Raw genomic sequence first — 22,903 nt, forward strand, 5'->3', positions numbered from 1 at the left:
TTTTCATGCAGGTTGCGGCAGACCAAACACCGGTGCTTATCAAGATTCACCCGCAAGACAATGTGGCGATCGTGGCCAATGAAGGGGGGCTGCCCGCCGGCACGGTGTTGCCCGACGGCTTGCAATTGGTGGATGCCGTGCCGCAAGGGCACAAGGTGGCCTTGCAAGACCTGGCCGAAGGCGAACCCGTGGTGCGCTACAACGTGGTGGTCGGCTTTGCCGCCAAGGACCTGCCGCGCGGAAGCTGGATCAACGAGCGCGTCACCACCATGCCCACCGCGCGCACCTTGCAAGACCTGCCCGTGGGCACGCGCATCGCGCCGCTGCCGCCGCTGGAAGGCTATACGTTCGAGGGTTACCGCAACGCCGACGGCACCGTGGGCACACGCAATATCCTGGCCATCAGCACCACGGTGCAATGCGTGCAGGGCGTGGTCGAACACGCCGTGGCGCGCATCCGCCAGGAACTGTTGCCGCGCTATCCCAACGTGGACGACGTGGTCGGCATCGAACACACCTACGGCTGCGGCGTGGCCATTGATGCCCCCGGCGCGGCGATTCCCATCCGCACCCTGCACAACATTGCCCGCAACCCGAATTTTGGCGGCACGTCCATGGTGGTCAGCCTGGGCTGCGAAAAGCTGCAACCCGAACGGCTGCTGGCGCCGGGCGCCATTCCGATCCGCGCGGGCGAGGGCATGGGCGCTGACGGCGAAGGCGTGGACACCATCGTGCTGCAAGACGAAGAGAACGTTGGCTTTCAGTCGATGATCGACCTGATCATGCGCACGGCCGAACGCCATCTGCAAAAGCTGAACGCGCGCCGCCGCGAAACCTGCCCGGTGTCGGACCTGACGGTAGGCGTGCAATGCGGCGGCAGCGACGCCTTTTCGGGCTTGACGGCCAACCCCGCCGTGGGTTTCGCCACCGACCTGCTGGTGCGTGCGGGCGGCACGGTGATGTTCTCCGAGACCACCGAAGTGCGCGACGGCATCGACCAATTGACCGCGCGCGCGGCCACGCCCGAAGTGGCCGACGCGCTGGTTCGCGAGATGGCCTGGTACGACGATTACCTGCAACGCGGCATGGCCGACCGCAGCGCCAACACCAGCCCGGGCAACAAGAAGGGCGGCTTGTCGAACATCGTGGAAAAGGCGATGGGGTCGATCGTGAAGTCGGGCTCGTCGCCCATTCATGGCGTGCTGTCGCCCGGCAACCGCCTGACGCAAAAGGGCTTGATCTTTGCCGCCACGCCCGCCAGCGATTTCATCTGCGGCACGCTGCAACTGGCCGCCGGCATGAACCTGCACATCTTCACTACCGGGCGCGGTACCCCCTATGGCCTGGCGCAGGTGCCAGTCATCAAGGTGGCCACGCGCGACAGCCTGGCGCGCCGCTGGCATGACCTGATGGACGTGAACGCCGGCCGCATCGCCACCGGCCAGGCGTCTATCGAAGACGTGGGTTGGGAGCTGTTTCGCCTGATGCTGGACGTGGCCAGCGGCCGCCAGCAGACCTGTGCGGAAAAGCTCAAGCTGCACAACGCCCTGGCGCTGTTCAACCCTGGGCCGGTGACTTAAGGGCCGGAGGGCCGCAGCCCGCTACGGGCAGCGGGCTCGCCGCCCACTTAGGGCCGCAGGCCCGCCACCTGCCGCTTATCCGCTTATCCGCTAGCCCGCATTGCCATCGCACTACACCGACAAAAGGAGACACCGATGGAGCATGCCCCCTTGGCCCAACCCGGCCGCCGCCGACTGCTGGGCGCCGCATTGGCGTTGGGACCGGCCGCGCTTGCGCAAGCGCAGTCGTTCAGCTTTACGCCGCAGCAGCGCTACCCGGATGCATCCGTGCGCATCCTGGATCCGGAGTTCTCCAAATACCGCATCTACAGCAGCACCGTCGAGCAACTGGCCACGGGCTTCCGTTGGCTGGAAGGGCCGGTGTGGGTGGGCGACGGCCGCTATCTGCTGGTGTCCGACATTCCCAACGACCGCATCCTGCGCTGGGACGACACCACTGGCGAAATCAGCGAGTTCCGCAAGCCCGCCAACTTCAGCAACGGCCTGGCGCGCGACCGCCAGGGCCGGCTGCTGACCTGCGAGCATCTGACGCGGCGCGTCACGCGCACCGAGTACGACGGTTCCATCACGGTGCTGGCCGACCGCTACGACGGCAAGCGCTTCAATTCGCCCAACGACATCATCTGCCAGCGCAACGGCGCCATCTGGTTCACCGATCCGCCGTTTGGCATCGGCGGGCATTGGGAAGGCGACAAGGCCAAGCCGGAACTGCCGCATGGCGTTTACCGCATCGACCCGTCGGACGGCCGCGTGACGCAGGCGCTGGGCGATTTGGCCGGGGCCAACGGCCTGTGCTTTTCGCCGGACGAGAAGATTCTTTATGTGGTCGAGTCGCGCCATCAGCCCAACCGCGTGGTGTGGGCCTATGACGTGGGCGCGGACGGCGCGTTGTCGGGCAAGCGCCTGCATATCGACGCGCAAGGCCCCGGCGCCATCGACGGCATCAAGTGCGATGAAGACGGCAACCTGTGGTGCGGCTGGGGCAGCAATGGCTCGGCTGGCGCCAAGCCCGAAGAGCTGGACGGCGTGATGGTGTTCAACCCGGCGGGCAAGCCCATCGGCCACATCCGCCTGCCCGAACGCTGCGCCAACCTGTGCTTTGGCGGCGCCAAACGCAACCGCCTGTTCATGGCCAGCAGCCATTCGCTCTACGCGCTGTACGTGGAAACGCGGGGCGCTGTGTGACGTTAGCAAGCGGCGCGGCGTTGCAGGGCGCCGCGCCGGTTTTATCCCAGAACAACATCAACCCGTGTGGAGACAGCATGAACGTAAGCAAGAGACATTTCCTGGGCGGCGCCGCGGCGCTATGCCTGTCGCCGTTGGTGCCCGCCTGGGCGCAGCAAGCGGGCGCTGGCGCCAGCGGCGGCGCGGCGAATTGGCCGACGCGGCCCGTGCGCATCATCGTGCCGTACCCGCCCGGGGGCTCGTCGGACATCATCGCGCGCATCCTCGCCCCGCGCCTGTCCGATGTGCTCAAGCAGACTGTAGTGGTCGAAAACAAGCCCGGCGCCAACGGCAACCTGGGCGCGGGGCTGGTCGTGCAGCAAGCGGAAGAGGGCCATACCGTGCTGCTGTGCGACGTGGGCGCCTTGGCGATCAGCCCGTCGGTGTACACGAAGCTGTCGTTCGATCCGTCCAAGGACTTGCGTGCCGTCGGCATGCTGGCCTATTCGCCGCACGTGCTGGCCGTGCACCCCGACGTGCCGGCCAAGACCTTGCAGGACTTGGTGGCGCTGTCGAAAAAAGAACGGCTGAACTTTGCCGTTACGGCGATCGGCAGCGCGCCGCACCTGGCGGCGGTGGCGGTGCAGCAGGCCACGGGCGCGCAGTGGGAATACGTGCCGTACAAGGGCGGCTCGCAAGCGGTGACGGACACGATCGGCGGGCAGACCCAGATCATCATGAACGGGCTGCTGGCGACCTTGCCGCACATCAAGTCCGGCAAGCTGCGCGCGGTGGCGATTTCGAAGGGCGAGCGCATGAAGCTGGTGCCCGACATTCCGACCATTTCCGAACAAGGCGTGAAGGGTTTTGAGTCGGGCACGTGGCAGGGCGTGATGGCGCCGGCGACCATGACCGACCCCGTGGCCGAACGCCTGGCGATGCTGATGGCGCAGATCGTCACGCAGCCGGACGTGACGGCGCAATTGAACGAGCAGGGCGCCGAAATCGTGACCCGCAACCCGGCCGAACTGGCGCAGTTCTTCGCGAGCGAACGCGCGCGCTGGGCCAAGGTGGTGGAAAGCACCAACATCAAGCTGGACTGACCGGGGGCAGGGCGCGCGTGTTGCGAGGCATGGACGATGGGCGCACACTCGTGCCTGGTTCGTCTTGCCTTGGAGCCGCGATGAAAGCCCTGATTTTTGTCGCCCCCGTCTTCGTCCCTTTCCTCGCCCGCTTCCGGCTGGCGGTACGCATTGGGCGTTGCGCGCCCAGCGTGCTGGCGGTTTGCGCCGCCTTGGTCGCTGGGCCCGCGCTGGCGCGGGACGGCGTACCCGGCGGCCTGCCGCAGCCGCCCGCGTCCGCGCGCACTTTGCCGGATACCTGCCTGGGGACTTCATGTTCCAGGAAGGTGGATCCCGGCAGAACAGGGCAGCCCTGTCTGGGCACGTCCTGCGGTGGCTCGCGCTACCCGGAGCCGGCCTCGGGGACCAATACGGATCGCGCGCAGCCACCGTGGAGCGGCCCGGCGCAACCGAAGCTGCCGCCGATGCCATCGCAGCGTGGGCAGCCCTTGGGACCCTTGACGCCGGGACCTGCGTTGCCGCGATAGGGGCAGGAAAACGCGGCAGTGAAACTTGGCTTTGAAACGTGCATGACATGCCGCGCGGTTGCAATGCAGGCCACTGCATTGAAAAAAACCGTGACGATGCTTGTTGCAAGGCAACATCGTTTGCTATCTTGCGGCCGTACCGCTTCCATCGTGACTTTGGGGAATCCACCACCATGCCTGCCCGCCCACGCCTAGCGACAGTGCCCGCCCCGGAGTCCGAGACAGCGGTCTTGTCTGCCCCTGCGCCCAAGCCCTCCGCCGCGACCGACGCGCTGGGATGTGCCGCCAGCAAGCTCATCTTGAACCAGCATTTCGAAGGCGGCGGCCTGACCTTCTATCGCAAAAGCACCGCCAACAATCATTTCGGCCACGTCGCCACGCCCGCGTCCGACCGGGGCTATCTGGTGGGCGTGGCGATGCAGGGCGGACACCGCCGCCGCATCCTGCAGGGCAACCACGCATCGACCCATGACTTCGACACCGGGTCGGTCTATATCCGCGATTTCACCGACGACTACCGTGCCGATCTGCACGGCGGTTTTGACTTTGTGCTGATCGAGCTGTCGCGCGCTTTCATTGAACGCATCAACGACGAGAACGGCGGCCCGCGCGTCAGCAGCCTGCTGCCGCGCACGGGCCAGGGCGACCCCGTGCTGGCGCATATGTCTCACGTGCTGGCCAGCGTGTTGGCGCAGCCGGCGCAGCAGAGCGGCCTGTTCGTGGAACACCTGAGCCTGGCGCTTGGCGCGCACTTGCTGTCGCACTATGGCGCGGGCGCCACCAGCGGCTTCACGGAATCCGGCGGGGGCCGCGTGCTATCGCGCAAGCTGGAAGCCCGGGCCAAGGACATGCTGCTGTCGTCCCTGCGTGCCGACACGTCCATTGCGGACATTGCAGAGGCCTGCAAGCTCTCACGCAGCTATTTCATCAAGGCGTTCCGGCAGACGGTGGGCACCACGCCGCACCGTTGGCTGCTGGAGCAGCGCGTGCAGAAAGCGCAGGATCTGCTGCGCATGCCGGGCCATTCGATTACCGACATCGCGCTGTTGTGCGGCTTTGCCGACCAGGCGCACCTGACGCGCGTGTTCACCAGCGTGGTGGGCGTATCGCCCGGGGCCTGGCGCAAGGTCAACGCCTAAGGCGCACAGTCGGAGCAGGCCCGGGCTTAAGTCGGGGTTTATGTCGGGGTTTTGGCCTCGGTGTACGATCACTGCTCTTTCAGACAAAGCAGCACCCAAGTACGCAAGACCGTCCGGCAGCCCGAAGCTAGCCTAGCGCTGTACCTTGCCGCTTTCTTCGGATGCCCCGGAAGTGAATCCCATGAATCGCCCGCCCGTCGACGCCGCTTGCCATCCGCCTGAGTTACCGGCCCTGCATGCGCAGGCCTTCCCCATGCTGAGCCCCGAGCAGATTCGTCTGGCCGCGCCCTACGGCGAGGAAGTGCGGGCGCCGGCCGGCACCGTGCTCTTGCAAAGCGGCGGCGCGGAAGCCGCCTTCTACATCGTGCTGGACGGGTACGTCGAAGTACTGGAAGACGAACCCGACGGCGGCCAGCACAGCCTCTTGATGCATCGCGACGGCGAATTCACCGGCAGCCTGGACCTGTTCACCGACCGCCCCAACTCGGTGAGCGCACGCGCCGATTCCGACAGCCGCCTGCTGTGCCTGTCGCGCGCGGGCCTGGCTCAGTTGCTGCTTGCCGAGCCGGTGCTGGCGGACATCGTGCTGCGCGCCTTCATGCTGCGCCGCATCGGGTATTTGCGGCGCCGGCCCTATGGCGGCGCCATTTCACGTGGCGGCGCTGTCCCACGGTCGGGGGCGGCGGCGGGGCAGCCCGATCCGGTGTTGGACCTGGCCGTGATAGGCGGCGGGCCGGCGGGCTTGGCGGCGGCGGCGTACGCCGCGTCGGAAGGCTTGCACACCTTGCTGGTGGGCGGCTCTTTATGCGGAGCCGACACGTCGGACGCCGCTGCGTCGGGCGTCGACACGTCGGGCTTTAACACGCCGGGCGGGCAGGCCTTGCCCGGCTTTCCTGGCACCATCACGGGCTTGTGCGACGGAGGGCTGCTGCGCCGCGCCGAAACGCAAAGCCGCCGCTTCGGCTCGCATGTGTTGCCCGTGCGCCTGGCCACGGCGTTCGACAGCACTTGTTACCCGTATCGCGTGTGGCTCGACGACGGCCAGATGATCGAGGCGCGCAGCTTGATCGTGGCGACCGGGCTGGTGCAAGACGGCACTGGCGAGGGCAACACCGCCTGGTTGGACGGCTGCCTGGACACCGATGAGCTGGGCTGCATTCTGACGGGCCGGGCGGCAGCCGGGTCCATGCAGGCGCGCGCCTATGAAAGCTCGCAGCCCGGCGTGTTCGCGGTGGGCGCGGTGCGTGCGGGATCCGTCAAGCACGTGCTGGCCAGCATTGCCGAGGGGGCGGCGGCGGTGCGCGTCGTGCACCGCTTCCTGGACGCCTCGGCGCATTAGCCCGCTGCCTCGCTAGTCCGGGCCGCTGTCGCGCTTGGCCTGGCGTGAATCCAGCGCCAGGAAATGATGCACCACGGGCTTGTCCGGCCCGATATGAAAGCGCTGCGCTTCGCCTTGCAGGTCGGCATCGGCGTGCGACACGCGCTGGTGCTGGCGCAAGTGCTCGGCCCAGGACTCCACCAGAAACCACTCCTGCACGCGCTCGGGCTCGCCTGTGTGTTCGGCCACGCCCCAGGCATAGGCCCCGTCGCGCCGGCGCTCTTCGGCCACCGCCTTGAGCGCTTGCAGGAACGCGGGGCGGTCCTGGACGCGGATGCGGTATTCGATTTGCACCATGACCGGGCCACGATCATGTTCAATGGGCGTGTCCAGCAGCGGCTCGGGCCAGTGGTTGGACGGATCCAGATTCGCCTCGCCTTGCGGCAGGCGCAGGCGATGCAGGACCAGGCCCGCCACCAACAACCCAGCGGCGCCGGCCAGCAAAGTGGCGGGTACGCCGATTTCCTGCGCCAACAAGCCCCAGCCCAGGCTACCGGCCGCCATCGCGCCGTTGAACACCATCAGGTAGATCGCCAGGCCACGGCCCCGCACCCAGTTCGGCAGAATGGCCTGGGCCACGCCGTTGAAGGTGGTCAGCGCCACAATCCAGCCCATGCCCAAGAGCAGCAACAGCAACACGGCGGCCCATTGCGGCGGCGCGAAGGACAGCGCCGCCATCACCACGGCAGCGGCCACGGCGGCGGCCAGCACCAGGCCGTCGGCGTTCAGACGCTGGCGTAGCTTGGGCAGCATCACGGCCCCCAGAATCGCGCCCACGCCCACGGCGCCCAGCAACACGCCATAAAAGCCCGCGCCACCGCCCAGCATGCGGCGCGCCACCAGCGGCAGCAAGGCCCAGACCGAACTGGCGAAGATGAAGAACACCGCCGCGCGCAGCAGCACCACATGCAGCTCGCGGCTGGCGCGGGCGTAGCGCACGCCAGCACGGAACGCGCCGAAGAATTGCTCGGACAAGCCATCGTCCACTTTCTTGGGCCGCTTCCACCAGATCAGCGCCGCGATCACGAACACATAGCTCAGCACGTCCGCGCCATAGGCGGCGGCAGCACCAAACGCAGCCAGCAGCAGCCCGCCCACGGCCGGCCCCAAGGCGCGCGCGATGTTGACGCCCAGCGAATTCAGGCCCACGGCGGTTTTCAGTTCGGCCTTGGGCACCAGTTCAGGCACGATAGCCTGCCAGGTCGGCCCCATCAGCGCCGTGCCCACGCCGCCCAGAAAGGTCAGCGCGATCAGCGTTTCAACGGTCAGCGTGTTGGTCTTGGCCATGACCAGCAAGGTGAAGCTGACGCAGCCCAGCAGCACCTGGATGGCGATCAGGAAACGCCGCCGGTCCAGGATGTCGGACAGCACGCCCGCCGGAATGGCCAACAGGAATACCGGCAAGGTGGCCGCCGTTTGCATCATGGCTACGGCGGCCGGGTTGCTGGACAGGTCGGTCACGAGCCAGGCGCTGGCCACGTCGCGCATGAAACTGCCGATATTGCCCAGGATGGTGGCGCCCCACAGCACGGCGAACAGCGTGTGCTTCAAGGGCGCCAGGCCACCCACCGCGGCGGGCGGGGTGATGCGGTCAGATTCGGCCATGGTGTCGCTCCGTCATACCGCCCAGCACGCGCAACCCAGAGCGCCCCAGAAGCCCTTCAGGTCGGAAACCGGCAGTTTGCTGGCCCAGGCGCCCGCGTGCTGGTGGCCGTGTACGTTGCAGTCGTTCAGGCAGGCGCAGGCGGCGGCCGCTTCGCGCAGCGTGGTCTGCAAGGGCTTGCCTTCGCTGTCGCCCCAGGCGCCATAGCCGCCGAACAAGCGCGTGGGTGACCAGTCCGGCATGGCGGGCGGCGGGGCGGCTTCATCGTGGCCCGAGAATTCGCCCGCGCCCCAGACCACCTTGCCGCCCACCACCGTCAGCAGGCTGCTGGTGTCGGCAATGTCGGATTCCGGGCATGCAAAGAAATCGCGATCGGGCACCACCAGGTCAGCCAGTTGGCCGACCGCGATGCGGCCTTTCTTGCCCTGTTCGTTCGAGAACCACGTGACGTTCTCGGTCCACATGCGCAGGGCGGCGTCGCGGTCCAGGCAATTGCGTTGCGGCGTCAGGCGCAGGCCGCCGACGGTCTTGCCGGTGATCAGCCACGACAGCGACACCCACGGGTTGTAGGACGCCACGCGCGTGGCGTCGGTGCCGGCCGACACGTTGACGCCTTTTTCCAGCATGCGCTTGACCGGCGGGGTGGCTTCGGCCGCGCCCGCGCCATAGCGTTCAACGAAGTATTCGCCCTGATACGCCATGCGGTGCTGCACGGCCACGCCGCCGCCCAGCGCGGCGATGCGGTCGATGGATTTTTCGGAAATCGTTTCGGCATGGTCGAAGAACCAGTTCAGGCCGGCCAGCGGCACGTCGCGGTTGACGCGTTCAAACACGTCCAGCGAGCGGCTGATGGTCTCGTCATAGGTGGCGTGCATGCGCCACGGCCAGCGGTTCTGCGCCAGGATGCGCACCACTTCTTCCAGTTCGCCTTCCATTTCGGGTCCCATCTCGGGACGCGGCTGGCGGAAGTCTTCGAAGTCGGCCGCCGAGAACACCAGCATTTCACCCGCGCCGTTGTGGCGGAAATAGTCGGTGCCTTGCTTGTATTGCGACGTGGCCGTCCAGTTCAGGAAGTCTTCCTTTTCCTGCTTGGGCTTTTGCGTGAACAGGTTGTAGGCCAGGCGAATCGTCAGCTGATTGGCGTCGGCCAATTGCTGGATGACCTGATAGTCCTCGGGGTAGTTCTGGAAACCGCCGCCCGCGTCGATGGCGCCGGTGACGCCCAGGCGGTTCAGTTCGCGCATGAAGTGGCGCGTGGAATTCACCTGGTATTCCATCGGCAGCTTGGGACCCTTGGCCAAGGTGGCGTACAGGATCGACGCATTTGGCTTGGCCAGCAGCAGGCCCGTGGGGTTGCCGGCCGAGTCACGCACGATTTCACCGCCGGGCGGGGCGGGCGTGGTCTTGTCGTAGCCCACGGCGCGCAAGGCGGCGGCGTTGAGCAGGGCGCGGTCGTACAGGTGCAGGATGAACACGGGCGTATCGGGCGCCACCGCGTTCAGTTCTTCAATGGTGGGCAGGCGCTTTTCGGCGAACTGGTGTTCGGTGAAGCCGCCCACCACGCGCACCCACTGCGGGGCGGGGGTGATGGCGACCTGGCGGCGCAGCATGGCCATGGCGTCGGCCAGGCTGCGCACGCCGTCCCAGCGCAATTCCATGTTGTAGTTCAGCCCGCCACGGATGATGTGCAGGTGGTTGTCGATCAGGCCGGGCAGCACGCCACGGCCGTTCAAGGCAATCAGCTTCGTCGCGGGGCCGGCCAGCGGCAGGATGTCGGCGGCGGCGCCCACGCGGGTGAAGCGGCCGTCATGGATGGCCACGGCGTCGGCCATGGGGTTGGCCGGGTCCAGCGTGGTGAAGCGCCCTTGGTGCAGGATCAGGTCGGGGGCTTGGGTGTCAACCATGGCGCTTGTCTCCACAGGCTTCGGCGCGTGTTTCAGGGGGGGTGGAAGTCTTGGGGCAGCTAGGCAGTTCACCGAACATATGCGGCTTGACCTGCTCGTGCAACCACGATGTGCGCGTGGCCGGTTCGGCCATCATGCGCTTGACCAGCGGGGGAATCTGTTCCCCCGCCAGGATGCCCAGCAGGCCTACCAGGGCAATCACCGGGGGCGCGGGCGAGCGTACATTGAACAGCGCATAGATCACGCCGACCAGCAGGCCAAGCGCCAGCGATACCAGGTAGACCTTCATGGGCGGGCTCCTATCAGGCTTCGTGGGCGTTGAACATGGACTTGGCGTAGATGATGCCCAGGCCGTAGGCGCCGCCGAACTGCTTGGCGATGCCGGTGGTCATCTCATAGCTGTCGGTGCGGGCCCAGTCGCGCTGCATTTCCAGCAGGTACTGCAAGGCGGTGATCGGCTGGCCGCCGGCTTGCACGATGCGCTCGACGGCGCGGTTGTGCGCTTCCAGCGACACGTCGCCGCAAGCGTCGGTGATGACGTACACCTCAAAGCCCTGGTCCAGCGCCGACAGGGCCGGGCCAACGATGCACACGCTGGTCCACAGGCCGGCCAGCACAATGCGCTTCTTGCCGATTTCATTGACCTGCTTGATGACGGCTTCGTCTTCCCAGGTGTTCATGGACGTGCGGTCCAGCAGCGCCTGGCCCGGGAAGGGGGCGGTGACTTCGTCGAACATCGGACCGGAAAAGCTCTTTTCGGCAACCGTGGTCAGGATGGTGGACGCGCCGAAGCCGGCGGCGGCGTGGGCAACCAAGCCGGCGTTGTTGCGCAGCGTGATGGCATCGATGGAGTGGGTGGCGAACGCCATCTGCGACTGGAAGTCGATCATGATGAGCGTGTGGTCCTTGGGGGACAGCAGCTTGGCGCCGGGCTTGGCGTAGGCGGTGACGGACATGGGGGCTCCTTGGGATGCCGTTGGCGAAAATCCAGAAAATCTGGAAAACGCCCGCACTGTGCCTGTCCCTGCCTTCGGTGTATTGAACGATTGTCAGCCGCTTTGAAGAATGGGATGGTGGCCGCCAGGCAGCCGACAGGCGGCGGATGTGCCACAAGAGGGCATATTCCGGCGCATCCGGCGCACCGCCTTGGTGCGTCCCCGGGGCAGGATGCCTGCTGGCGGCATCGCGTCGCAATGCCGTAACCCGGCGCGGGCAAGCTGGCTGCCTGGCACGCATGTTGCTTGTTTTTCTTGATGGCGTTGCCGAATCGATGTGTGGAGACTTTCATGAAGCATCTCATCAAGCACGTGACCCGCTACCGCTATCCCGCACCGGTCAACTACAGCATCCAGACCTTGCGGCTGACGCCCCGGCGCGACGACCATCAGCATGCCCTGCGCTGGCAGATCCAGACGCCGGGCGAGATCCAGCCACAGGTGGACGCCTACGGCAACGTGACGCATACCTTGACGCTGCACCGCACCCATAGCGAAATCGAAATCCATGCGGTGGGGCAGGTGGACATCCACCCGCTGGCGCAAGGCCACGTGGGCGACGAAGAGGAACGCCTGCCGGTCTACATCTATGGCGTGCCCACGGCCTTGACGCAGTGCGACGACACGGTTCGCGATTTTTGCCGCCGCGTGGTGCCGAGTGGGCTGCATACGCCTCAAGACGTGCTGACCCTGGCGGGAGCGATCCGGGAACGGGTGGCCTACCAGCCCGGCATGGGCAGCGCGCCCATGACGGCGCCCGAAACCCTGTCTGCCCGGCGCGGCGGCAGCCACGACCAAACCCATCTGCTGCTGGCCTGCGTGCGCGCCTTCGGCACGCCGGCCCGCTTTGTCAGCGGGTATTGGCACGAGGCGGGCGACGACGCGGCCAGCCATGGCTGGGCCGACGTCTGGCTGGCCGGGCATGGCTGGGTCAGCGTGGACGTCAGCCATGCCACCTTCGCGTCCGACGGCCATTGCCGCCTGGCTGTCGCGCGCGACTACGAATCGGCCTCGCCCGTGCGCTGGCTGCATGGGGTGGCGGCCACGCTGTCGATGAATGTATCGGTGCAAGTGCAGACCAGCCATTGACGAATGGCGTACCCTGCATGAATGGCGTGACATTCCCAAGCAAGGCGTGACCCCCCCAAGAATTTCGGCAGTACAGTCGATCCGGAGAAGGCTTTGACTATCCACGTAGCGCTCAAGCACGTCACGCAATACAACTATGACCGCCTGGTCAGCCTGTCGGCCCAGGTGCTGCGGCTGCGGCCCGCACCGCACAGCCGCACGCCGATCCTGTCGTACTCGCTGACGGTGGAACCGGCCGAGCACTTCCTGAACTGGCAGCAGGATCCGTTCTCCAACTATCTGGCGCGCCTGAATTTTCCGGGCAAGACGCGCGAATTCAAGATAACCGTCGACCTCGTGGCCGAGATGGCGGTCTACAACCCGTTCGACTTCTTCCTGGAACCCGACGCCGAGGAATTCCCCTTCACCTATGACGACGTGTTGGCCCGCGAACTGGCGCCGTACCGCGTCTGCGACGAGGCCACGCCGCTGTTCGCGGAATTCCTGTCGCGGGTGGACGTGCGCGAGCAGCGCACGGTGGATTTCCTGGTGGCCCTGAACCAACAGGTGCACAAGGAAATCAGCTACCTGATCCGCATGGAACCCGGCGTGCAGACGCCGGAAGAAACGCTGGCGCGCTGCGCCGGGTCGTGCCGCGATTCCGGCTGGCTGCTGGTGCAGGCCTTGCGCCATCTGGGGTTGGCGGCGCGCTTCGTGTCCGGTTACCTGATCCAGCTCAAGCCCGACGTGCGCGCGCTGGACGGCCCCAGCGGCGCGCAAACCGACTTCACCGATCTGCATGCCTGGTGCGAGGTCTATCTGCCCGGCGCCGGCTGGATTGGCCTGGACCCCACGTCCGGCCTGCTGGCGGGCGAAGGCCATATTCCGCTGGCCGCCACGCCCGAGCCGGGCAGCGCGGCGCCGGTGACGGGCGCGGTGGACAAGGCCGAGGTGGAATTCGCGCACACCATGTCGGTCACGCGTGTGTTTGAATCGCCGCGCGTCACCAAGCCCTATAGCGACGAGCAATGGCAGGCCATCCTGGACCTGGGCGACAAGATCGACGACCACCTGGACCACATGGACGTGCGCCTGACCATGGGCGGTGAACCCACCTTCGTGTCGGTTTCCGACCGCGACGGCGCCGAATGGAATACCGCCGCGCTTGGGCCCACCAAGCGCGGCTTTGCCCTGGAATTGCTGAACCGCCTGCGCACCCGCTACGGCGGCAACGGCTTTGTGCATGCCGGGCAGGGCAAGTGGTATCCGGGCGAGCAATTGCCGCGCTGGGCCTTGTCGATCTTCTGGCGCGCCGACGGCGAGCCCTGCTGGGGCGACCCGGCGCTGTTCGCCGACGAGCGTCAGCGCAGCAGCTACACCGTGGCGGACGCGCAGCGTTTCATCACGCGTCTCACCGAACGCCTGGAAGTGGACGCGCGCCACATCGTGCCGGGCTACGAAGACGTCTTCTACTACCTGTGGCGCGAACGCCGCTTGCCCGCCAACGTAGACCCCTTTGATTCAAGGCTGGACGACGAAATGGAGCGCGCGCGCTTGCGCCGCGTGTTCGAACAGAAGCTGGACAGCGTGGTCGGCTACGCCTTGCCGATCCAACCGGGCGAGGGCGGGCCATGGGTGTCCGGCCCCTGGTTCCTTCGCGATGAGCGCATGTATCTGTTCCCGGGCGATTCACCGATGGGCCTGCGCCTGCCGCTGGACTCGCTGCCTTGGGCGGCCGAGGCCGACGCGCCCGTGGTGGCGGATCGCGATCCTTTCGACGCGCGGCGTTCACTGCCGGGGCCGGCGCAGTTGCTGGCGCAGAACCCGCGCGCCACGGCGGGGGCGGGCGTGGGACCCGCGTCTGGATCGGGCACTGGGCCGGGAGCAGGACCAGGGACAGGACCAAGGGTAGGTCCAGGGGCAGCATCTGGGGCAGGCCCAAACCCGGACGCCACCCGAGCGCCCGCCAAGTTTGAATCGGCCTCATGGCTGGCCCGCACCGCCATGTGCGTGGAGCCGCGCAATGGCCTGCTTTTTGTCTTCATGCCGCCGCTGCCGCGCCTGGAAGACTATCTGGCGCTGGTGGCGCAGGTGGAAGCCACCGCGCGTGATCTGAAAGTGAAGATCGTGCTGGAAGGCTATCCGCCGCCGCGCGATCCGCGCCTGAAGGTGCTGCAGGTGACGCCCGACCCCGGCGTCATCGAAGTCAACATCCACCCGGCCAGCAACTGGGCCGACCTGGTGGACCACACCGAATTCCTGTACGAGGCCGCGTTCGAGACGCGCCTGTCCACGGAAAAGTTCATGGCTGACGGGCGCCATACCGGCACGGGCGGCGGCAACCACTTCGTGCTGGGCGGCGCCACGCCGGCCGACAGCCCGTTCCTGCGCCGCCCCGACGTGCTGGCCAGCCTGTTGGCGTACTGGGTCAACCACCCATCCTTGTCGTACCTGTTTTCAGGCCTGTTCATTGGCCCCACCAGCCAGGCGCCGCGCATCGACGAAGCGCGCAATGACCAGGTGTACGAGCTTGAACTGGCGTTTCAGGAAATCCATCGGCGCTGCGCGGAGCAGGGCGCCCAGGTGCCCCCTTGGATGATCGACCGCGCGCTGCGCAACATCCTGGTGGACGTCACGGGCAATACGCACCGGTCAGAATTCTGCATCGACAAGCTGTATTCCCCCGACAGCGCGACGGGCCGCCTGGGTCTGCTGGAACTGCGCGCCTTTGAAATGCCGCCGCATGCGCGCATGAGCCTGGCGCAGCAACTGCTGCTGCGTGGCCTGATCGCCCACTTCTGGAAGACCCCGTACACCGCGCGCCTGACGCGCTGGGGCACCGAGCTGCATGATCGTTTCCTGCTACCCACCTTCGTGAAGATGGATTTCGAGGACGTGCTGGCTGACCTGAACGAAGCCGGCTACGCCTTTGACACCGCCTGGTTCGCCCCGCATTTCGAATTCCGCTTTCCGCTGTTTGGCGACGTGGCCGCGCGCGGCATCCACCTGGAACTGCGTGGCGCGCTGGAACCCTGGCACGTGATGGGCGAAGAAGGTTCGTCGGCCGGCACGGTGCGCTATGTGGATTCGTCGCTGGAGCGGGTGGAAATCCGGGTATCGGGTTTGAACGACAACCGCTATGTTGTGACGGTCAACGGTCGCGCGCTGCCTTTGCAACCAACGGGGCGGGTGGGCGAATACGTGGCGGGCGTGCGCTACAAGGCCTGGGCGCCGCCTTCCGCGCTGCATCCCACCATCCCGGTACACGTGCCGCTGACGGTGGATATTGTGGACACCTGGAACCAGCGTTCCCTGGGAGGGTGCCGCTACCATGTGGCGCATCCGGGCGGGCTGAACCCGGAAACGTTCCCCATCAACGCCTATGAGGCCGAGAGCCGGCGCCTGGCCCGCTTTGAAAAAATAGGCCACACGCCGGGGCGCATGGACGTGGCGCCTGCCCAGGTCAGCCGCGAATTTCCGTTCTCGTTGGATTTAAGGCACGATTGACCCCTTCTGGATGTTTAACCCCGGCGTACCGTTCGCCCCTACCGGTCGCCCCTATCCGCCATGCCGCAATTTCTTTTTCAGACCGATCCGTCGCAGGATGTCGCATCCCTGGCGGTTCATGCGGCGCTGCCCGCACGGCCGGGCCACTATGACGAACTGCGCGCACCGGCCGCGGCGTCGGGCGCCACCCGCCTGCGCGAGCCGTGGCCCCGTTTCTTCGAGCTATTGGGTACCAGCGGCTTCGCCGACCTGGACCGGCGCGTGGACGTGGTGGCCCGGCAGATCCGCGAAAACGGCATCACCTACAACATCTATGCCGACGCCAACGGCTCGGCGCGGCCCTGGTCGCTGGACCTGCTGCCCTTTGTCATCAACGACGCCGACTGGTCGGCCATCGAACAGGGGCTGTGCCAGCGCGCCACCTTGCTGAACCGCGTGCTGGGCGACGTCTATGGGCCGCAAACCCTGCTGGCCGACAAGCTGATTCCGCCCGCGCTGGTGTTCGGGCATCCCGGTTACCTGCGCCCCTTGCGCGGCTATCAGCCGCCGGGCGGCACCTATCTGCACATTGCCGCCTTTGACCTGGCGCGCGCCAGCGACGGCAACTGGTGGGTGGTGTCGCAACGCACGCAGGCGCCGTCGGGGCTGGGCTATCTGCTGGAAAACCGCCTGACCATTTCCGGCATGTTCCCCGAGGCCTTCAAGGAACTGCGCGTGCAGCACCTGGCGACCAGCTATCGCCGCTTGATGGACATGCTGTACAAGTTGAGCCCGGGCGGGTCGTCGGCCCAAGCCTTGCCGCACTCGCCACCGCGCATCGTGCTGTTGACGCCCGGCCCCTACAACGAAACCTATTTCGAACAGACCTACCTGGCCCGCTACCTGGGGATCACGCTGGTGGAAGGCGGAGACCTGGTCGTGCGCGATCAGATGCTGTACCTGAAAACGCTGCACGGCCTGGAACGCGTGCATGCCGTGCTGCGCCGGCTGGATGACGATTTCTGCGACCCGCTGGAACTGCGCTCGGACTCCACGCTGGGGGTGCCGGGCCTGCTGCAAGTCATGCGCGCGGGCAACGTGCTGGTGGCGAATTCGCTGGGCACGAGCTTTCTGGAATCGCCCGCCATCAATGGCTTCTTGCCCGCCATCAGCCGGCATCTGTTTGGCGCCGACCTGCTGCTGCCTTCGCTGCCGTCGTGGTGGTGCGGCGAGGCCGCCGCGCGCGAACAGGTGTTGGCGAACCTGCCGGGCACGGTGGTCAAGTCCACGTATCCCAACAATATGCGGGGCGGCTTCGAACCCGTGATCGGGGGCGCCGTGCCGCCATCCGAATACGCCGCGTTGCAAGCCCGCATTGCCGATAACCCCGACGCCTACACCATCCAGCAATACCTGCCGCTGTCGCAAGCGCCCAGTTGGTCCGCCGGCCACATCGTGCCGCGCGCGGCCATGCTGCGCGTGTTCGTCATCGCGGACGGCGAGGGCGGTTGGAATGTGCTGCCGGGCGGGCTGACGCGCATCGCCAGCCGCGAACAGCAGATTGTGTCCATGCAGCGCGGCGGCAGCAGCATGGACACCTGGGTCACCACTCGGGGCGCGGTGGATACGTTTTCGATGCTGCCCGTGCAATTGCGGCCCGAAGAGCTAGTGCCGGCGAGCCGCCCCGTGTCCAGCCGGGCCGCCGAAAACCTGTTCTGGATGGGGCGCTACACCGAACGGGCAGAGAACGACGTGCGCCTGGCCACGGTGGCGCTGACCTGGCTGAACAGCGACGAAGACAATGCCGGCGAACTCTTTGACGCGGTCGATGCCTTGTGCCAGCGCAGCGGCCTGATGCCGGCCGCGCCGACTTTGTCGGTACGCATGTTCGAAGCCACGCTGGTGGCCGAACTGGCGGGCGGCCCGGCGCAAGGCGGGGTGGCACGCAACCTGGGCGCCTTGGCATTCGCCGCCGGCCAGATCCGCGATCGGCTGTCGCCCGAGCATTGGCGGCTGGTTGTGACGGCGCACGAGGGATTCATGCGCATGGCGTCCGGCGGCAAGGGGGGCGAGCCCGGGGTGCCGGAAGCTGTGCCGGAGTCTTCATCGGGGTCTCCGTCAGCCTCTCAGTCGGGGTCTTTGTCCGGGTCTTTGTCGGGATTTCAGCCGGGATTTCAATCAAACCCCCTGTCGATGTCCGCCCCGGACGTGCTGCGCGGCTTGAGGAGCCTGGGCATGCAGTTGTCTGCCATCACCGGCTCGCAAACCGACCGCATGACGCGCGACGACGGCTGGCGCCTTTTGACGATCGGCCGCCAGATTGAACGCCTGTCCGCGATGGCCGGCCTGCTGGGTGCGCTGTTTCGCAGCAATGCGGTGCTGGGCGACAGCGGCTTCAACATGCTGCTGGACCTGTTCGACAGCAAGATCACCTACCGCGCCTATTACCCGGGTCGCCAGGAAATACCGGCGCTGCTGAACCTGCTGGTGCAAGAGCCAGCAAACCCACGCTCGCTCGCCTGTGTGCTGAACGTGCTGCGCAAAGAAGTGGCGCGCCTGCCCGATACCGTGGCCGGCCCGGCCGCGGACCTGGTCCGTCTGCTGCCCGAGGACGGCGTGGGCGCGTCCTTGGCGGATTTGTGCCGGCAGAGCCAGAGCCAGGGCCAAAGCCAAAGCCAAAGCCAAACCCAAACCCAAACCCAAACCCAAGCCCTAACCCCAAGCCAAGGCCCAACCCCAAGCCAAGGCCAATACGCCAACGTGCTGGCGCTGTCCGCGCAACTCGAGGACGCCGCCAGTGCGCTGTCCAACGCCATCAGCCTGCGCTATTTCAGCCACGCAGCCGGTCATGACCAGACGCTTTCCGCGTAATTCACCGGCCCCGCACCATGAATCTGCCGACTTCCGACCTAGATGCGCCCGCCGCCGCCCTGGGCGTGACCCTGGGCGTGGACCACGAAACCGCCTACCGCTACGCCGCGCCCGTGGAACTGGCGCATCACCTGGGTTATTTACGCCCGCTGAACGACGCCTGCCAGGTGGTCGACGCCTACACGCTAAGCGTCACGCCAGCACCGCCTTCCATTACCGAGACCGTGGACGGCTTTGGCAACACGCGCTGCCTCTTCGCCCTGTACGCCCCGCATGACGCGCTGACCGTGCGCGCCACCAGCCGCGTGACGGTGTACCCGCGCTTTGGCGCGCTGGACCCCTCGGCCGGCTTGCCGTGGGAGGACGCGGCACGGCGCTTGCGGTATGACCCCGCCTTGCCCTACGCGCCGGAAGTGGAATTCAGCTTTCCTTCCACCTACGTGCCCTTGCATTCCGAGCTTCGGGCATACGCCTTGCTGTCGTTCACCCCAGGGCGGCCCGTGGCCGAGGCCGCCTTGCACCTGATGCACCGGATCCATGCTGATTTCAGTTACCAGCCGGCGCATACGCAGGTGTCCACGCCCATTCTTGATGTTTTTCATGAACGGGTCGGGGTGTGCCAGGATTTTGCGCATCTGATGATCGGCTGCCTGCGCGCCATCGGCTTGCCGGCGCGCTACGTCAGCGGGTATCTGATGTCGCAACCGCCACCCGGCCAGCCGCGCCTGATCGGGGCCGACGCCTCGCACGCGTGGGTGTCGGTGCATTGCGCGGGGGTGGACGTCAATGGCGGCTGGATTGACCTGGATCCCACCAACGACGTGGTGCCAGGCACGGCGCATGTGGTGCTGGGCTACGGCCGCGATTACGCCGACGTGACGCCCCTGCGGGGTGTCATCCGGGGCGGCGGCCATGAATTGGATGTGCGCGTGACCGTCGCGCCCATAGACGAGTTTCCGACTGGAATGGATGCATGACCTATTTCTTCGACGCGATCCACCGCCAACTGCGCGCCCCGAAACGCCAGCGCGTGCGGCATGCGCGCGCGAAGGCCTTTCAATGCGTTTGCGGCCAGCCCATTTTTTTCAGCAACACGGAATGCCTGAACTGCCATCGCCAACTGGGCTTTGACCCCAAGCGCGGGCACGTGGTGGCGCTGGACGTGGAACCGGCCAGCGGCGTCCTGCGTGAATCGGGCAAGGTACGTGGCAGGACTTACAAACGTTGCGCCAATTTCTCCATGCCGGCCTTGTGCAACTGGCTGCTGCCCGCCCAATCGGCCGACACGCTGTGCCTGTCCTGTAGCTTGAACCACACCATTCCCGACCTGTCGGTGCCGGAAAACGGCCCGCTATGGTGCAAGGTGGAAGCGGCAAAGCGTCAGATGATTGCGCAGGTGCTGATGTTGGGCCTGCCCATCCGGCGCTCGGAAACGCCCGATGACGGTGGCCTGGCCTTTGACCTGCTGGCGCCTGGCGCCGACGGCGCGCCCTTGCTGACCGGGCACGCGCACGGGCTCATCACCATCAACATCCAGGAAGCCGACGACGCCTACCGCGTGAAGGTGCGCGAAGACATGCGCGAGCCGTACCGCACCCTGCTAGGCCATTTCCGCCACGAGATCGGCCATTACTACTGGGACCAGCGGATTGCTGGCGGCCCATGGCTGGAACCGTTTCGCCAGGTGTTCGGCGACGAACAGGCCGACTACGCCCAGGCGCTGCAACGCAATTACGAGCAAGGCCCGCCGGCCGACTGGGCGCTGCACTACATCAGCACTTACGCGTCCTGCCACCCCTGGGAAGACTGGGCCGAAACCTGGGCCCACTACCTGCACATGATGGACACGCTGGACACCGCCATCAGCTTCGGCATCACGCGCACGGCGGTCGAGCAGTCCTACGACTCCTTCACCAAGGACGCGCTGTACGACCCGGACGACCCGGAAGGACCGGCGTTCCTGGACCTGGTCAACGCCTGGGTCGCCTTGACCGGGGTGCTGAACGAACTGGCCCGCAGCATGGGACAACGGGATTTTTATCCTTTCGTGCTGCCGGCGCAGGTGATCGGGAAGTTGCAGTTCGTGCATCGGGTGGTGAAGGGGGCGTAGTGGAGTCGGCACGGCCGGCAACATAATCAAAAGATATGTACGACTCGCCGCATCAGTTCTTGCCGCTACAGCCCGCCGACGCGGTATCCACGCGGCTGCTCGAACGGGCCAGCAGCATCGTCGCTCAATCGCTTGAACTCGGGGCACAAGCCCATCCCGCCACGCGCGACGCCTTGCGCGACCTGCTGTGCAGCATGAATTCCTACTACAGCAACCGGATCGAAGGCGAAAGTGCCACGCCCCGCAACATCGAAGCCGCCTTGCATCAGGAATTCTCGGACCGGCCCGAGGTGGCGCAATTGCAGCGCATTGCCGTGGCGCATATCCAGGCCGAAAAAGCCATGTCTCGGCTGGCCGATACCCAGGGCGCGCTGGGTGCTGACTTTGCGACCGCCGCGCATGGCGCCTTGTACAGCCATCTGGACGCCCGCGACCGAACTACCCAGGACGGCTACGTGGTGCAGCCTGCCGCGTTGCGCACCATCGATGTCACGGTAGGCCGCCATCATCCTCCCGCCTGGCAATCATTGCCGCGCTTCATGGAGGCGTTCACCCAGCACTATGACCGCCCCAGGCCCGCCGACGCGCAGTTGATCGCCATTGCCTGCGCGCACCATCGCATGGCGTGGCTGCATCCGTTTGCCGATGGCAATGGCCGCGCGTCGCGCTTACAGACCCATGCCGCCATGTTGCCGATCACGCAGGGGCTTTGGTCGGTCAATCGTGGCCTGGCGCGCAGCGTGAACGACTACTACGGCTATCTGGCTTGCGCGGACGCGCCGCGCCAGGGTGACCTGGACGGCCGGGGCAACCTGAGCGAGAAGGGTCTGGTCCAGTGGGTTGAGTATTTTCTGGGCGTTTGTGAAGACCAGGTGGCCTACATGACGCGCATGCTGGCCTTGGATTCGATGAAAACGAAGATTCATGCCGCCGTGCAGGTGGAAACCGCGCACGGCCGCTTGCGGGCCGAGGCGGCCTTACCCATCTACTTTTTGTTTGCCGCAGGCCCGGTCAGCCGAGGCGAATTCATTCAGATGACGGGGCTGGGCGAACGCACCGGGCGATCGTTGTTGGCGGCGGCATTGAAGACCGGCTTGGTGGCCTCCGACACCCCACGCGGCCCGGTGCGCTTTGCCTTCCCCCTGGATGCATTGCCTGTGCTGCTGCCATCGCTGTACGGAGGGGTGGACGATGTTGAGGGATAGAGGGTGGGCCATTGGCATATTATGCCAATGGCCATCTATACTGTGCCGACCCTAACAGCAGGAATTGATCGCCATGCCAACACGAAACGTAGTTCTAAGCGAGCATCAGCACGACTTCGTTGAGACCTTGGTGCAATCAGGCCGTTATCAGAATGCCAGTGAGGTGTTGCGCGAAGGTTTGCGTTTGATCGAGCAACGCGAGCGCTTGGAAGAAGCCAAGCTCAACGTGCTCCGCGACGCCGCCGACAAGGGGTGGGCTGACATCGCCGCAGGGCGCTTTACCGATGTCACAGACGATCAACTCGAAAGTTTCATCGAACAGCTTGGGGCGCAGGCGGCCGCCAGGCTAAACATGAGGAAGTAATGTGGGTCTATCGGCTGTCCATCGCGGCGCAACAAGACGTCATCGACATTCTGGCCTGGACACAGGAGAACTTTGGCGAAGCGGCGCGCCGGCGTTATGGGACGTTGCTGGTTGCCGCGATGCGCGATATTTCCGCCAGGCCAGATCGGGCGGGCAGCGCTGAGCGGCCCGAACTGGGTACGGGGGTGCGTTCCTGGCACTTGCGTTTGAGCCGTGAGCGTGGACGAACCGAGACGGGTATCGTGCAACAGCCCAGGCATTTCCTGATATATCGAATCGAGAACGACATGGTTGTTATCGGCCGAGTGCTGCACGATGTGATGGACTTGGCGCAGCACCTGGATTCTCGAAGATCGTGGTCTTAGCTTGCCCTTAGGAAATCACCCACCAGCTTGGCGGCGATTCTGCCCAAGGGCGTGAGCCATGA

General features: G+C 66.1%; 17 protein-coding genes. 13 read left to right on the plus strand and 4 right to left on the minus strand.

The window, feature by feature from the left end:
• The first annotated feature begins 5 nt into the window (after nucleotides 1-5).
• The 5 genes from garD to P8T11_RS04575 all read left to right on the plus strand — a co-directional run bounded on the left by garD (nucleotide 6) and on the right by P8T11_RS04575 (nucleotide 6,831).
• Nucleotides 6-1,580: a galactarate dehydratase gene (gene garD, locus P8T11_RS04555; RefSeq protein WP_268078058.1), complete on the plus strand. Its 1,575-nt coding sequence runs from the start codon at nucleotides 6-8 to the stop codon at nucleotides 1,578-1,580.
• 135 nt (nucleotides 1,581-1,715) lie between these two features.
• Nucleotides 1,716-2,765, plus strand: coding sequence for an SMP-30/gluconolactonase/LRE family protein (locus tag P8T11_RS04560; protein ID WP_268078057.1), 1,050 nt, complete (start codon nucleotides 1,716-1,718; stop codon nucleotides 2,763-2,765).
• 77 nt (nucleotides 2,766-2,842) lie between these two features.
• The gene (locus tag P8T11_RS04565; protein WP_268078056.1) at nucleotides 2,843-3,847 is read left to right on the plus strand and encodes a Bug family tripartite tricarboxylate transporter substrate binding protein; all 1,005 of its coding nucleotides are present in this window, start codon (nucleotides 2,843-2,845) and stop codon (nucleotides 3,845-3,847) included.
• A 736-nt stretch (nucleotides 3,848-4,583) separates the two neighbouring features.
• Nucleotides 4,584-5,492, plus strand: coding sequence for a helix-turn-helix transcriptional regulator (locus P8T11_RS04570; RefSeq protein ID WP_268078055.1), 909 nt, complete (start codon nucleotides 4,584-4,586; stop codon nucleotides 5,490-5,492).
• Nucleotides 5,493-5,673: 181 nt separating this feature from the next.
• On the plus strand, nucleotides 5,674-6,831 hold the full coding sequence (locus P8T11_RS04575; RefSeq protein WP_268078054.1) for a cyclic nucleotide-binding domain-containing protein: 1,158 nt from the start codon (nucleotides 5,674-5,676) through the stop codon (nucleotides 6,829-6,831).
• A 12-nt stretch (nucleotides 6,832-6,843) separates the two neighbouring features.
• On the opposite strand, the gene P8T11_RS04580 is transcribed toward P8T11_RS04575, so the two are convergent.
• Genes P8T11_RS04580 through P8T11_RS04595 form a run of 4 tightly spaced genes read right to left on the minus strand, consistent with a single transcriptional unit; the run spans nucleotide 6,844 to nucleotide 11,333 of the window.
• Nucleotides 6,844-8,475 carry an MFS transporter gene (locus tag P8T11_RS04580; RefSeq protein WP_268078053.1) on the minus strand — a complete coding sequence of 544 codons (1,632 nt, stop codon included), beginning with the start codon at nucleotides 8,473-8,475 and terminating at the stop codon, nucleotides 6,844-6,846.
• A 12-nt stretch (nucleotides 8,476-8,487) separates the two neighbouring features.
• Nucleotides 8,488-10,377, minus strand: a complete 1,890-nt coding sequence (locus P8T11_RS04585; protein ID WP_268078052.1) for an amidohydrolase — start codon at nucleotides 10,375-10,377, stop codon at nucleotides 8,488-8,490.
• A complete protein-coding gene (locus tag P8T11_RS04590; RefSeq protein WP_268078051.1) occupies nucleotides 10,370-10,666 on the minus strand; it encodes a XapX domain-containing protein in 297 nt (98 codons plus the stop codon). The genes P8T11_RS04585 and P8T11_RS04590 overlap by 8 nt, the downstream gene beginning before the upstream one ends.
• A gap of 13 nt (nucleotides 10,667-10,679) precedes the next feature.
• The gene (locus P8T11_RS04595) at nucleotides 10,680-11,333 is read right to left on the minus strand and encodes a hydrolase (RefSeq protein ID WP_268078050.1); all 654 of its coding nucleotides are present in this window, start codon (nucleotides 11,331-11,333) and stop codon (nucleotides 10,680-10,682) included.
• A gap of 330 nt (nucleotides 11,334-11,663) precedes the next feature.
• Between P8T11_RS04595 and P8T11_RS04600 the strand changes: the two genes are divergently transcribed.
• The 8 genes from P8T11_RS04600 to P8T11_RS04635 all read left to right on the plus strand — a co-directional run bounded on the left by P8T11_RS04600 (nucleotide 11,664) and on the right by P8T11_RS04635 (nucleotide 22,841).
• On the plus strand, nucleotides 11,664-12,461 hold the full coding sequence (locus tag P8T11_RS04600; RefSeq protein ID WP_268078049.1) for a transglutaminase family protein: 798 nt from the start codon (nucleotides 11,664-11,666) through the stop codon (nucleotides 12,459-12,461).
• Between the two features lie 93 nt (nucleotides 12,462-12,554).
• Nucleotides 12,555-15,947, plus strand: coding sequence for a DUF2126 domain-containing protein (locus tag P8T11_RS04605; protein ID WP_268078048.1), 3,393 nt, complete (start codon nucleotides 12,555-12,557; stop codon nucleotides 15,945-15,947).
• A gap of 60 nt (nucleotides 15,948-16,007) precedes the next feature.
• Nucleotides 16,008-18,797, plus strand: a complete 2,790-nt coding sequence (locus tag P8T11_RS04610; protein ID WP_268078047.1) for a circularly permuted type 2 ATP-grasp protein — start codon at nucleotides 16,008-16,010, stop codon at nucleotides 18,795-18,797.
• A gap of 17 nt (nucleotides 18,798-18,814) precedes the next feature.
• Nucleotides 18,815-19,774, plus strand: a complete 960-nt coding sequence (locus tag P8T11_RS04615; protein WP_268078046.1) for a transglutaminase family protein — start codon at nucleotides 18,815-18,817, stop codon at nucleotides 19,772-19,774.
• On the plus strand, nucleotides 19,771-20,907 hold the full coding sequence (locus tag P8T11_RS04620) for a zinc-binding metallopeptidase family protein (RefSeq protein ID WP_268078045.1): 1,137 nt from the start codon (nucleotides 19,771-19,773) through the stop codon (nucleotides 20,905-20,907). The genes P8T11_RS04615 and P8T11_RS04620 overlap by 4 nt, the downstream gene beginning before the upstream one ends.
• 35 nt (nucleotides 20,908-20,942) lie before the next feature.
• Entirely contained in the window at nucleotides 20,943-22,112 is a 1,170-nt protein-coding gene (locus P8T11_RS04625; protein ID WP_277550836.1) for a Fic family protein, read from the plus strand.
• A 73-nt stretch (nucleotides 22,113-22,185) separates the two neighbouring features.
• Nucleotides 22,186-22,476, plus strand: coding sequence for a type II toxin-antitoxin system ParD family antitoxin (locus tag P8T11_RS04630; protein WP_268078043.1), 291 nt, complete (start codon nucleotides 22,186-22,188; stop codon nucleotides 22,474-22,476).
• On the plus strand, nucleotides 22,476-22,841 hold the full coding sequence (locus tag P8T11_RS04635) for a type II toxin-antitoxin system RelE/ParE family toxin (protein WP_268078042.1): 366 nt from the start codon (nucleotides 22,476-22,478) through the stop codon (nucleotides 22,839-22,841). Before P8T11_RS04630 ends, P8T11_RS04635 begins: the two co-directional genes overlap by 1 nt.
• The last annotated feature ends 62 nt before the right edge of the window (nucleotides 22,842-22,903 follow it).

The organism is Achromobacter spanius (assembly GCF_029637605.1).
GTDB lineage: Bacteria > Pseudomonadota > Gammaproteobacteria > Burkholderiales > Burkholderiaceae_B > Achromobacter > Achromobacter spanius_E.

What these genes read in the sequence shown, in the direction of transcription:
- P8T11_RS04615 (WP_268078046.1), top strand. Translation starts at nt 18,815, where the DNA reads ATGAATCTGCCGACTTCCGACCTAGATGCGCCCGCCGCCGCCCTGGGC.
- P8T11_RS04625 (WP_277550836.1), top strand. Translation starts at nt 20,943, where the DNA reads ATGTACGACTCGCCGCATCAGTTCTTGCCGCTACAGCCCGCCGACGCG.
- P8T11_RS04620 (WP_268078045.1), top strand. Translation starts at nt 19,771, where the DNA reads ATGACCTATTTCTTCGACGCGATCCACCGCCAACTGCGCGCCCCGAAA.
- P8T11_RS04585 (WP_268078052.1), bottom strand. Translation starts at nt 10,377, where the DNA reads ATGGTTGACACCCAAGCCCCCGACCTGATCCTGCACCAAGGGCGCTTC.
- P8T11_RS04560 (WP_268078057.1), top strand. Translation starts at nt 1,716, where the DNA reads ATGGAGCATGCCCCCTTGGCCCAACCCGGCCGCCGCCGACTGCTGGGC.
- P8T11_RS04595 (WP_268078050.1), bottom strand. Translation starts at nt 11,333, where the DNA reads ATGTCCGTCACCGCCTACGCCAAGCCCGGCGCCAAGCTGCTGTCCCCC.
- P8T11_RS04590 (WP_268078051.1), bottom strand. Translation starts at nt 10,666, where the DNA reads ATGAAGGTCTACCTGGTATCGCTGGCGCTTGGCCTGCTGGTCGGCGTG.
- P8T11_RS04630 (WP_268078043.1), top strand. Translation starts at nt 22,186, where the DNA reads ATGCCAACACGAAACGTAGTTCTAAGCGAGCATCAGCACGACTTCGTT.
- P8T11_RS04565 (WP_268078056.1), top strand. Translation starts at nt 2,843, where the DNA reads ATGAACGTAAGCAAGAGACATTTCCTGGGCGGCGCCGCGGCGCTATGC.
- P8T11_RS04600 (WP_268078049.1), top strand. Translation starts at nt 11,664, where the DNA reads ATGAAGCATCTCATCAAGCACGTGACCCGCTACCGCTATCCCGCACCG.
- P8T11_RS04575 (WP_268078054.1), top strand. Translation starts at nt 5,674, where the DNA reads ATGAATCGCCCGCCCGTCGACGCCGCTTGCCATCCGCCTGAGTTACCG.
- P8T11_RS04635 (WP_268078042.1), top strand. Translation starts at nt 22,476, where the DNA reads ATGTGGGTCTATCGGCTGTCCATCGCGGCGCAACAAGACGTCATCGAC.
- garD (WP_268078058.1), top strand. Translation starts at nt 6, where the DNA reads ATGCAGGTTGCGGCAGACCAAACACCGGTGCTTATCAAGATTCACCCG.
- P8T11_RS04580 (WP_268078053.1), bottom strand. Translation starts at nt 8,475, where the DNA reads ATGGCCGAATCTGACCGCATCACCCCGCCCGCCGCGGTGGGTGGCCTG.
- P8T11_RS04610 (WP_268078047.1), top strand. Translation starts at nt 16,008, where the DNA reads ATGCCGCAATTTCTTTTTCAGACCGATCCGTCGCAGGATGTCGCATCC.